The sequence below is a fragment of the Lentzea sp. CC55 genome (genome assembly GCF_021056325.1).
In the GTDB taxonomy this organism is placed as follows: Bacteria; Actinomycetota; Actinomycetes; order Mycobacteriales; family Pseudonocardiaceae; genus Lentzea; species Lentzea jiangxiensis.
Genome location: NZ_JAJCXE010000024.1, coordinates 24,545 through 34,702, shown reverse-complemented (window position 1 = coordinate 34,702; position 10,158 = coordinate 24,545). Strand labels below are relative to the sequence as shown.

Genomic DNA, 10,158 nt, shown 5'->3' with positions numbered 1-10,158 from the left:
CTGCCGTGCTCGTCGAGGTAGGCGGCGAGGCGGGCCAGGGCCGTGCACAGGCCGTTCCAGGAACCGGCTATCCGGGCTGGAGTGTCCGCTCTGCTGTTGACGTCCGCGGCATGAAGATCGACGACGACATTCTGAACCTGATCCGGCAAGACTCCGGTCTCACCGAGCTGCTGTGTCATGTGTGCGAGTTCGATCTCTCTCGCGGCGACCATGTCGAGCCAGTCCGACTGTCGTCGGGCGTTGCCTTGGAAGGTGTTGCGGGTGACTCCACTGGAGGGACGTTCTTCCTGTGCGGTGATCGGCAGGCTGTTCGCCCTCTCCTGTACGCCAGCTCCGAAGAACAGGCGGGTCTGATCGGCCAGAGCCTGGCCGCTGCACTGGAGATCATGATCGGACTGCCGTCCTGGCACGACTGTCTGAGTTTTTCCGGAGCCGGTGACTTGGCGGCGATGCGGACAACGGCCGAGCACCTGGGGCGCGACGAGCTCGACCATGAACCGGCGTTGGGGGGTTCACCGGGCTCGCCTGGCGTCGGCGCTGGACTTGAAGCTGCCGCCCATCTCGGTTTTGCTGGGGTGCCTGCATGCTGCAGTCTCGGCTACTGCGCCTGATTTCGTACTCCTCGTCGAGACGGGTGAGGAGTACGGAACCCTGTTCGGCCCCTGGCTGCCGAGTCGTAATCCCGCGTGGCGATGAGATCAGGCGTGCAACACCGCTGGCGCAGTTGATCAGTGACAGTGTCCTGGGTCGTTCTCCGAACTTGATTCTGACGGAGCAAGAGGCCTTCCGGAGACAGACCCGATCATGGGCATGCCGAGTTCGGTCGTTGCCATCGTTCGCTGAAGCGTGGCATCGATCTGGGCGAGTTTGTCCTTGACACCGCAAGGTTGGTCATCGGCAGGCCACACGGGTGAACGGTCTTGATGGCCAGCTCACGTCCAGATTTGCTACGACCGAGTTCTCATGCTGTGCGGTCAGGTTCACCATCGCGGCCCGCGCGCTGCGGGAGCCAGGAGTGGACACAGTGGACTCACTTACTGTCCTGGGTTCCCGCTGATGCGCACTTCTGCGGTGTCGGAGAACAGGTTCCGCCGACCCGATGCCACGCGGATTCGGCTGATCAGACCGCGGTGACGCCGACATCCAGGCCCCGGGCCGCAACGAGGCGGGCACTGCCGTCGGCCAAGCGGTAGCACAGACCGACCACGGCCGCGGTGCCGGCAGCCACCCGTTCGGCCAGAAGTCGCGAGCGGTCGAGCAGCAGGTCGACGGTGCGGCCGACGTGCTCGGCGAGAATCTCATCGGCCTCCGAGCGACCGGCGGCCCGCGCCGCCAAGACGCTCGGCGTCACGCGCTCGACGACATCCCGGATGTACCCACCCGGAACCGTCCCTTCGTCCAGCGCGGCGCACGCTGCGCCTACGGCACCACATGCGTCATGGCCGAGGACCACCACCAAAGGGCAGTCCAGAACCTCTACTCCGTACTCGACGCTGCCCAACACCTCCGAGCCGATGACATGGCCGGCGGTGCGCACCACGAACAGGTCGCCCAGGCCGCGATCGAAGATGATCTCAGCGGCCAGCCGGGAGTCGGAACACCCGAACAGCACCGAGAACGGGCGTTGGGCAGGTGCGATCTCGGCGCGGCGTGTCGCGTCCTGGTTCGGATGCTCGGGTGTACCGGCGACAAAGCGCTGGTTGCCCGAAAGCAGCAGTTCAAAAGCATCCGCAGGACTCAGGGACGTGGGCTCGGCCATGATCACATCTTAAAACACATCGTCGTGTGGCGCGGTTTGAGCGACCCGTTCTCTCGTGCGCCTGTTCACTGCGGCCAGAGCCATGATCAACAGTTGCTCGGCGGCGGCAACGGTCCCGCGGATCACGTCGCGCAACTGGGAACAGCGTTCGCCTCGCGGGCCGCGATGGAGGCGAAGTGCCTTGATGGCCCTGCACGCCTGTGGCGCCGATGCGACGTTCCGGATACTGGTCGAGACGATCGCCTGCGCCCGAACCGCGCAGGACGGGTCCGGCTGATCGGGTGGTCGAGGCTCGTCGAAGTGCAGATCAGCAGACGAAGTGGCGACGGTGGTTCCTCACCGGCATCGCCGAGCTCGATCCGGGCACTGAACTGCAGGACGCGCCGTTTCAGTCCATCGCCCTGGTGTCACGGGGCGGGGCGACCGGGTCTTCTCCGTTGGACTCGCCGATGGCCATGCGCCGGCCGCGTTCCAGTTCCGCGTCCAGTTCCGCGCCGAGCAGCAGGGCGAGGTTCGAGATCCACAGCCAGACCAAGAAGATGATGACACCGGCCAGTGAGCCGTAGGTCTTGTTGTAGGAGCCGAAGTTGGAGACGTAGAACGCGAAACCCAGCGACGCGGCGACCCACACCACCACGGTGAGGAACCCGCCGGGGGTGAGCCACAGGAAGCTCGGTTGCCGCACGTTGGGCGAAGCCCAGAACAGCAGGCCGATCGCGGCACTGGCGAAGAGGAACAGCACGGGCCACTTGGCGACGTCCCACACCGCGACGAACGTGGAACCCAGGCCCAGCAGCCCGCCGAGCCACTCGGCGACCCCGCCGGTGAGCGTCACGCCCAGCGCGACCAGGGCCAGCAGCACCACCACGCCGACGGTCAGGGCCAGCCGCAGCGGGATGACCTTCCAGAACGGGCGGCCCTCCTCGACGTCGTAGATCGAGTTCGCGGCCCGCATGAACGCACCCACGTAACCCGACGCCGACCACAGCGCGGTGACCAGGCCGACGACCGCCAGCAGTCCGCTGGCCTCGGACTTCTGCAGGTTCTCGATCGCGCCCGCGATGAAGTCCTTGGCTTCGCCGGGGCCCAGCGCGTCCAGACTGTCCACGATGGTCTGCGTCGCGCCCGGCCCGAGCAGGCCCAGCAGCGAGACCAGCAGCAGGATGCCGGGGAACAGCGACAGCACGGCGTAGTAGGTCAGCGCCGCGGCCCAGTCGGTGAGGTTGTCGTCGTCGAACTCCTTCACCGTTCGCTTCAGGACGGCCCACCAGGAACGCCCTGGCAGTTGCGTGGGTGCGTCGAGTGCCTGCGCCATGCGCGACGGGTTTCCCCCGAACATCGGGCGTACACCACCGGCGTTCTGGGTAGAGGTGGATCAAGCTGGGGAGGATCGCAGGGCTCGGGCCGCCAGGCCGCCGTCGTCGCGAACCTCGACCAGCGCACCGCCACCATCAGTGAAAGGGCACACCGATGAGCGACAAGAACGTCCCCGCCGACGCGGGCGAGCTGCGCGCCGAAACCGCACAGACGCGGCGGGAGCTCGGGGACAGCGCGCCGGCGCCCCGGAGGAACGTGCCCGGACCGGTCGAGCCCGGGGTGCGGGCCGGAGCGGCACCGGCCCAGAACGGCACGCGGGCCGGGAAGCCGGCGACGGCGACGGCTGAGAAGGCGACCGGCGCAGCGGGCGAGGCAGGGGAGAAGCCCGACGAGCCCGGTGCCGCCGAGGCGGCGGGTGCGGCCCGCGAGAAGGTGACCGCCGCGGCCGCCCAGATGAGCGAGAAGGCGACCCAGGCCGGCCAGAAGGCGGGTGTGATCGCCGGTCAGGTGGGCGAGAAGGCGGCCCAGGCCGGTCAGAAGGCCGGTGTGGTCGCCGGTCAGGTGGGCGAGAAGGCGACCGCCATCGCGGGCCAGCTCGGTCAGAAGGCCGACGTCGTGGCCACGCAGGTCGGCGTCACCGCCCTCGAGGCGGTCGACGCGCTGCCCGAGCCCGTGCGGCAGCGCGTCGAGCAGGGTGTCCGTCAGGCCCGCCAGCACCCGGCGGTGGTCGCGGCCGGCGTGGCGGCGGCCGTGCTGCTGCTGTGGAAGCTGGTGCGCCGAGGGCGCTGAACCCGGCCGTCGGCAGGCACTGACAACCTGCCGACGGCCAGATCCGCTTGATCACACGGGAACCGCTGCGCTGGGGCTGGGGCGCACGGTGCCGTCTTCCGCGGGGCGTTGCCAGCGGAACACCCCGGCTCCCTGGGCGTAGGCGAGGTGGCCACCGAGCGCCCCGCCGACGCCCATCGCCGTCAGCCCGAGCAGGCTCAGCAGCTTTCCCCGGACGTGAGCTTCCTGTCGTCGTGCGGCGTAGGAGGCGGTGAAGCAGGCCAGCGCGGCTGTGTTGGCGATCGCGTGCACCACGCCGACGCGCTGCTGCCGCCTGCTCAGCCGGTCGTAGTCGGCCAGTCCCAGCAGGACGGTCGGTGGCGCCGCCGCCAGGCCGATGCCGGTGAGGCGGCGCGCTGCCTCCTCGTTGCCCGCGCGGGCGTCCAGAACCGATGCGCAGACCCACGCCCCGATGGGCACGGTGATCATCAGGGGGTGCAGCGGATGGCCGAGCCACGATCCTCGCAACGCCCGCTGGAGGCGGGGCTGCCGCAGCAACCGCCGGGCCACCGCCGCCACCGCGGCTGCCGGCCGGTCAACGGCACGAAGGTCTTCGGCGGCTCGTAGCGCCTCATGAAGGTTCATGTGTGCGGTTACCCCTGCCGCCCACCACCCATCCCGATGACTTGGCCCTGCCGGTGGCGCGTTCTACCCGGTCATCCGAGCTTGCGCGCCAGGAAGTCGTGGATGAGGGGGAACACCTCGCTCGCCTTGTCCTCCAGCAGGAAGTGGCCGCTGTCGAAGAGGTGGAACTCGACGTCGGTCAGGTCGCGCCGGTAGGGGTGGGCCCCGGCGGCCGGGAAGATGACGTCGTTGCCGCCCCAGACGACGAGGGTCGGTGGCCGCTCGGTGCGCAGCCACTCCTGCACGGCGGGGTAAAGGCCGGGGTTCGTGCCGTAGTCCAGGAAGTAGTCGAGCTGGATCTCGTCGTTGCCGGGGCGGTCCAGCAGCGCCTGGTCGACGATCCAGTTGTCCGGGGAGATCCGCTCCGGGTGCGCCATGCCGTCGGTGTACTGGAACCTGGTGGTGCCGAGGGTGAGCAGGTGGCGCAGGGCGTCGCGGTTGTCCCGGGTCTGGTCCGCCCAGTACCGCTTGATCGGCTTCCAGAAGTCGTTGTCGATGCCCTCGTCGTAGGCGTTGCCGTTCTGCACGATCAGCGCGGTGATCGCGTCCGGCGTCGCGAGGGCGAGCCGCCACGCCGTGGGGGCGCCGTAGTCGAAGACGTTGACGGCGTAGCGCGTGATTCCGAGGCGGGTCAGGAGCTTCTGCACCAGCTCGGCCGCGTTGTCGAACGTGTACGAGAACTCGGTGTGGTCAGGTGCCGCGCTCTGCCCGAAGCCGGGCAGGTCGGGGGCGATGACGTGGAAGCGGTCCGCGAGGAACGGGATGAGGTTGCGGAACATGTGCGACGAGGTCGGGAAGCCGTGCAGCAGGAGCACGACGGGTGCGTCAGCGGGTCCGGCCTCGCGGTAGAAGAGCTCGAAGCCGTCGAGGTCCTCGACTTTGTGTTCGACGACGGGGTACGCGGCGGTGACTGCCTTGGTCACAGTGGTGCTCCTCGCAAGCGCTGAAGTGGATGCCGTGAACATACATACCTCTAGGTATGGTCGCAATACCTGGAGGTATGTATGGGCCTCGCGTAGGGTCGTGCCGTGGACAACAGGCAGAAGATCGTGACCTCCGCCAAGGAGATGTTCTGGCGCCACGGCTACTCAACGACGAGTCCGCGCCAGGTGATGGAGGCCTCCGGGGTGGGCCAGGGCAGCTACTACCACCACTTCCCGGCCAAAACCGACCTCGCACGTGAGGTGGTGGTGGCGAATGGTCGCGACCTGCTCGAGAAGACCCGCGCGGCGATGCGGGACCTCCCGACCGGCCGGGAGCGGCTGGCCGGTGTGCTCTCGCTGGCCGGTGACGCACTGGCCGGCTGCCGGGTCGGGGGGTTCACCTACGACGCCGGGATGCTGGCCGAGCCGGAGCTCCGGGAGGCGATCGGCTCCGTGTTCGCGGCGCTGGCGGAGGTGGTCGAGGAGGCGGTCCGCGACGGCAAGGCGGACGGCTCGTTGTCGTCCGAGCTGGTACCGGAGGAGACCGCCGCGATGTTGCTCGCAGTGCTCCAGGGAGTGTTCGTGCTCGCACGGGCGACGGGGAGCCAGAAGTCGGCAGACGCCGCCGTGGCCGGTGCTCTTGCCCTGCTCACGCCGCAGCCCTAGGAGCGGCACGTGCGCGCCGACGTGATCTCGTGAACGGCGGGTACCCGGCCGGTGGTGCGACCCGGACGGTGGTCGCCGGTCCGAGGGAGCGAGATGAACGCACGAACCAGGAGTTCGCCGGCCAAGGGCAACCAAGCGCTGGCCAGCGTGCCGAGCAGCCTGAACGTCCTGGCCGGGATCTGGCTGATGGTGGCCGCGGTGCTGTTCGGCCACCGCGGGAACGTGGCGGGTCTCGACACCCGCTGGGTCGACCTGGCGATCGGGTTCGTCATCGTGGTGGTGGCGCTGACCCGCGCCATCGCGCCGCGAGCGGTGGCCCGGGCAGGCTGGGGCGTCAACGTCGTGCTGGGCACGTGGTTGGTGGTGGCTCCTCTGGTGCTCGACTACGGCGGTACGCCGGTTGTCGTCAACGACGTCGTGGTCGGTGTCGTCGTGGTGGTGCTGACCTGCGCGAGCCTCGTTCTCACGAAGCGGGCGCGGCCGGAACGGGACGTCGACCGGCAGGTGGGCGACTCGGCCCGCTTCCAGTGAGCGCTCGCGGTTCGCGGGCACGTGCCGGGGTAGCCGTCACGGGATCGGATCCCCGTCGAGGAGGGCTGACGTGACCACGACAATGCCGATGCTGGAGAGCTACCCCGCTGAGATCAACCTCGATCGCGGCAAGCTGGCGGCGGCCATCGACGCGCTGATCGCGTGTGCCGAGGCGTGCACCTCCTGTGCCGACGCCTGCCTGAGCGAGGACTCGGTGGCGGAGTTGACGAAGTGCATCCGCACCGACCTCGACTGCGCGGACATCTGCGGTGCCACGGCTCGGGTGTTGTCGCGGCACACCGGCTACGACGCCAACGTCAGCCGGGCGTTGCTCGAGGCGTGCGCGGTGGCGTGCAAGGCCTGTGGTGACGAGTGCGAAGGCCACGCAACTATGCACGAGCACTGCCGCATCTGCGCCGAAGCCTGCCGGGCGTGTGAAGCCGCCTGCCGCGACCTGCTCGCCACGATCAGCTGACCGGGAGGTGACCGTGCAGAACGCTCTCGGACAGCGCACGTGGGTGATCGCGGAGGGGCACATCCCGGGTGGTGGCCACGGCGACAGCCCGGCGCTGCAAAGCCACGAGACCGCGTGCATCCTCAACACCTCCGACACGGACGCGCACGTGGAGATCACCGTCTACTTCACCGACAGGGAACCGGTGGGGCCGTACCGCCTGACGGTGCCCGCTCGCCGCACGCGGCACCAGCGGTTCAACGACCTCACCGATCCCGAGCCGGTCCCGCGGGACACCGACTTCGCCACGGTGCTGCGCAGCGACGTCCCGGTGGTCGTCCAGCACAGCCGTCTCGACTCCCGCCAGGCCGAACTGGCGTTGCTGTCGACGATGGCCTGGCCGGCGAGCTAGTCACGGCCGATCCGCCATCGGCGGTGGTGGGGTGAGCGCGCACTACCGGGCGGCTTCGGGGAGAGGATGAAGTGCCGGGATCTTGTGGGCGGGCGTGTCCGGCGCCTCGCGGAGACCGACGCGTCGGTGCAGGCGGCGCAGCGGCGCGGGAGCCCACCACGCATGGCGGCCGAGCAGCCGCATGCCGACCGGCATCAGCACGCCGCGGATGAGCGTGGCGTCCAGCAGAACGGCCAGCCCCGCCCCGATGCCGAACATCTGGACGAAGCTCACGCCGCTGATCGCGAAGGCGAAGAGGCTGACCGCGATCAGCGCCGCGGCGGTGGACACGAGCCGCCCGGTGCGCGACATCCCGTGGATCACCGCCGCGTGGTGGTCGGTGCCCTGGTCGTGGGCCTCCTTGATCCGGCTCACCACGAACAGCTCGTAGTCCATGGACAGTCCGAGGATGATGGTGAACATCAGCACCAGCATGCAGATGTTGAGCGGCGACGGGGTGAAGCCGAGAACCGGCGACAGCCATCCCTCCTGGAAGACCAGCACCAGCACGCCGATCGTGGCCGACAAGCCGAGCACGTTGAACACCACCGCCCGCAGCGGCTGCAGGAAGCTCCCGGTGAACAGGAACAGCAGGAGGAACGTGGTGATCGCGATCAACGCGATCGCCAGTGGCAACCGGCTTCCGATCGCGTCGTGGCTGTCCGCCAGGAGCGCCGCCTCGCCGCCGACCACGACCGACGTGCCGGTCGGCTCGGGCAGCGCGCGGATCGCGCTGATCAGGTCGCGAGCCTGCGCGGAGCTGGGTTCGGGCTGGGCTGCCACGAGGAGCCGCTGGCTGTCGGCACGGACGAGCGTGGCGCTGGTGGGAGCCGGTCCGCTGTCGTGACCGCGGACGAACGCTCCCGCGCTGGACGTCACCCGCAGCACACCGGGAAGCTCGGAGATCCGGCGCGCGTGACCGGCGACCGCGGCCGGCTCGGCGGTGCCCTGCACGACGACCTGGATCGACCTGCTGTCCTCGTTGCCGAAGTGTGCGCGCAACACGTCGCCCACCACCCGGCTCGGGGCCGAGCTCGGCAGCACCCGGTCGTCGGGCATGCCGAGGTCGGCCCGCAGCAGCGGCACCGCCGCCAGCAGCAGCAGGGCGACCACCGGCGCCCCGGTGAGCAGCGGCCGCCGCATGGCCGCGCCGGCCAGCCTCCCCCAGAAAGCCGAACCGGAACCGAGGGGGTACCGGTGCGCCCACGGCAGGCGACCCGCGTTGACCTTCGGCCCGAGCACGGTCAGCAGCGCGGGCAGCACGACCACCGCGCTGATCATGGAAGCGGTGACCACCCCGATCCCGGCGTAGGCGAACGAACGCAAGAAGTACATCGGGAACAACAGCAGCGCGGCGAGCGCGACGGCCACCGTGACGGCGCTGAACACGATCGTCCGACCGGCGGTCTGCACGGTGCGGACCACCGCGGCGGAGGTGTCGAGCCCGGCGGCCAGTTCCTCGCGGAACCGGCTCGTCATCAGCATCGCGTAGTCGACGGCGAGTCCCAGGCCCAATCCGACGGCCATGTTGATCGCGTAGATCGACACGTCGGTCAGCGACCCGATGACCGACAACTCGGCGATGGTGCACACGATCGCGATGCCACCCATGAGCACGGGCAGTACCGCGGCCACGATCGTGCGGAAGGCCAGCACGAGCAGGAGCAGGATCACCGGAACGGCGATCAGCTCGGCCAGCAGCAGATCAGCGGCGAGCTGCCGGTCCGCGTCCAGTTCGACCGCCGCCGTGCCGCCGATGTGGACGGTGATCGCACCTCGGTCGCCGGCATAGCGCTCACGCAGCCGCTCGACGGTCTTCTCGTTGTCCGCGAAGTCACCGGAGAACTGGCCGAGGGCGAGCGCGTGCCGGCCGTCGTCGGAGCGCAGCTGCGGCGCCCCGGTGGCGAAGTAGGAGGTCACGTCGGACAGCACGGGGTCGGCCGCCAGGTGCGCGGTCAGCTCGCCGCCGGCCTGCCTGACCGCCGCGTCGTCGACCGTGCCGTCGCGGGCGGTGAACAGGACCAGGGCGTTGGCGCGACCGCCGAAACGCTCCTCGATGAGGGTCTGCGCGCGCCAGGACTCCGAACCCGGATCACCGAAACCGGACGTCGTCAAGGCACCGGACGCGGAGAAACCGAGTATCCCGGCGCCGATCACCACGAACGCTCCGGCCATGAGGACGGCTTGTGCACGTCCGGTGACGACTCTGCCGATTCCTCTGAACACGCAACGACTCCCTCTGCATCGGATGCCGGTGGACCGTCCTGCCTGTCGCACCGAAAGCTATTGCCACCCGGTTTTGCGCGCTCGTTTGTCGCCCGATCGAGCGTCCCTCAGAGGGTGCGTGCAGAGAAAATCAACCGAAAATGTGACCGTGTCATGTGGCGTGAATTCGCGCCCATCGTCGACATGCTCTATACAGCGCCAGATGCGGCCTCGGCAGGTGGAGTCCCAGGGCACTTGTGAAGCTGCGCTCCGGGCCCCGATCGTGCGGTTGCTCGCAGCGGACGGGGCCACCGTTCGCGCCGGAAGATGGTCCTCGTCTTCGGTGGTGCGGGCTCCACCCCCGATGGTCGAGCACTCTCGACGCCGACAGGCGGGTTGC

The 10,158-nt window shown here is 69.2% G+C and carries 12 protein-coding genes; 7 read left to right on the top strand and 5 right to left on the bottom strand.

Annotation, left to right across the window (positions count from 1 at the left end; translation table 11 throughout):
- Positions 1-611: hypothetical protein (locus L6E10_RS21630; RefSeq protein ID WP_236221348.1), on the top strand; the 611-nt coding region annotated here is incomplete at its 5' end.
- Positions 612-1,120: 509 nt separating this feature from the next.
- On the opposite strand, the gene L6E10_RS21625 is transcribed toward L6E10_RS21630, so the two are convergent.
- Positions 1,121-1,759 carry a carbonic anhydrase gene (locus L6E10_RS21625; protein ID WP_236221347.1) on the bottom strand — a complete coding sequence of 213 codons (639 nt, stop codon included), beginning with the start codon at positions 1,757-1,759 and terminating at the stop codon, positions 1,121-1,123.
- Between the two features lie 388 nt (positions 1,760-2,147).
- Positions 2,148-3,005 carry a YihY/virulence factor BrkB family protein gene (locus L6E10_RS21620; RefSeq protein ID WP_308102844.1) on the bottom strand — a complete coding sequence of 286 codons (858 nt, stop codon included), beginning with the start codon at positions 3,003-3,005 and terminating at the stop codon, positions 2,148-2,150.
- 224 nt (positions 3,006-3,229) lie between these two features.
- On the opposite strand from L6E10_RS21620, the gene L6E10_RS21615 reads away from it, so the two are divergent.
- Positions 3,230-3,865 (top strand): hypothetical protein, encoded by a 636-nt coding sequence (locus L6E10_RS21615; protein ID WP_236221346.1) that lies wholly within the window; start codon positions 3,230-3,232, stop codon positions 3,863-3,865.
- 51 nt (positions 3,866-3,916) lie between these two features.
- On the opposite strand, the gene L6E10_RS21610 is transcribed toward L6E10_RS21615, so the two are convergent.
- A complete protein-coding gene (locus L6E10_RS21610) occupies positions 3,917-4,333 on the bottom strand; it encodes a DUF2231 domain-containing protein (RefSeq protein WP_308102843.1) in 417 nt (138 codons plus the stop codon).
- Positions 4,334-4,348: 15 nt separating this feature from the next.
- Here L6E10_RS21610 and L6E10_RS40890 point away from each other — a divergent pair, with 15 nt between their 5' ends.
- Complete coding sequence (locus tag L6E10_RS40890) at positions 4,349-4,471, top strand: hypothetical protein (protein ID WP_308102842.1); 123 nt, start codon at positions 4,349-4,351, stop codon at positions 4,469-4,471.
- A gap of 89 nt (positions 4,472-4,560) precedes the next feature.
- Here the strand turns inward: L6E10_RS40890 and L6E10_RS21605 are convergent, their stop codons facing one another.
- Positions 4,561-5,451, bottom strand: coding sequence for an alpha/beta fold hydrolase (locus tag L6E10_RS21605; protein ID WP_236221344.1), 891 nt, complete (start codon positions 5,449-5,451; stop codon positions 4,561-4,563).
- Between the two features lie 105 nt (positions 5,452-5,556).
- Between L6E10_RS21605 and L6E10_RS21600 the strand changes: the two genes are divergently transcribed.
- From L6E10_RS21600 to L6E10_RS21585, 4 genes are all read left to right on the top strand, one after another.
- Positions 5,557-6,117 (top strand): TetR/AcrR family transcriptional regulator, encoded by a 561-nt coding sequence (locus L6E10_RS21600; RefSeq protein ID WP_236221343.1) that lies wholly within the window; start codon positions 5,557-5,559, stop codon positions 6,115-6,117.
- A gap of 93 nt (positions 6,118-6,210) precedes the next feature.
- Positions 6,211-6,648 (top strand): hypothetical protein, encoded by a 438-nt coding sequence (locus L6E10_RS21595; RefSeq protein ID WP_236221342.1) that lies wholly within the window; start codon positions 6,211-6,213, stop codon positions 6,646-6,648.
- A 70-nt stretch (positions 6,649-6,718) separates the two neighbouring features.
- Positions 6,719-7,123, top strand: a complete 405-nt coding sequence (locus L6E10_RS21590; RefSeq protein WP_308102840.1) for a four-helix bundle copper-binding protein — start codon at positions 6,719-6,721, stop codon at positions 7,121-7,123.
- A 13-nt stretch (positions 7,124-7,136) separates the two neighbouring features.
- The gene (locus tag L6E10_RS21585) at positions 7,137-7,514 is read left to right on the top strand and encodes a sensory rhodopsin transducer (RefSeq protein ID WP_236221341.1); all 378 of its coding nucleotides are present in this window, start codon (positions 7,137-7,139) and stop codon (positions 7,512-7,514) included.
- A 42-nt stretch (positions 7,515-7,556) separates the two neighbouring features.
- Here the strand turns inward: L6E10_RS21585 and L6E10_RS21580 are convergent, their stop codons facing one another.
- Entirely contained in the window at positions 7,557-9,779 is a 2,223-nt protein-coding gene (locus L6E10_RS21580; protein ID WP_236221340.1) for an MMPL family transporter, read from the bottom strand.
- Between the last annotated feature and the right edge of the window lie 379 nt (positions 9,780-10,158).

Coding starts and splice junctions, on each gene's coding strand:
- L6E10_RS21625 (WP_236221347.1), bottom strand. CDS start 1,759: ATGGCCGAGCCCACGTCCCTGAGTCCTGCGGATGCTTTTGAACTGCTG.
- L6E10_RS21615 (WP_236221346.1), top strand. CDS start 3,230: ATGAGCGACAAGAACGTCCCCGCCGACGCGGGCGAGCTGCGCGCCGAA.
- L6E10_RS21610 (WP_308102843.1), bottom strand. CDS start 4,333: ATGATCACCGTGCCCATCGGGGCGTGGGTCTGCGCATCGGTTCTGGAC.
- L6E10_RS40890 (WP_308102842.1), top strand. CDS start 4,349: ATGGCCGAGCCACGATCCTCGCAACGCCCGCTGGAGGCGGGGCTGCCG.
- L6E10_RS21595 (WP_236221342.1), top strand. CDS start 6,211: ATGAACGCACGAACCAGGAGTTCGCCGGCCAAGGGCAACCAAGCGCTG.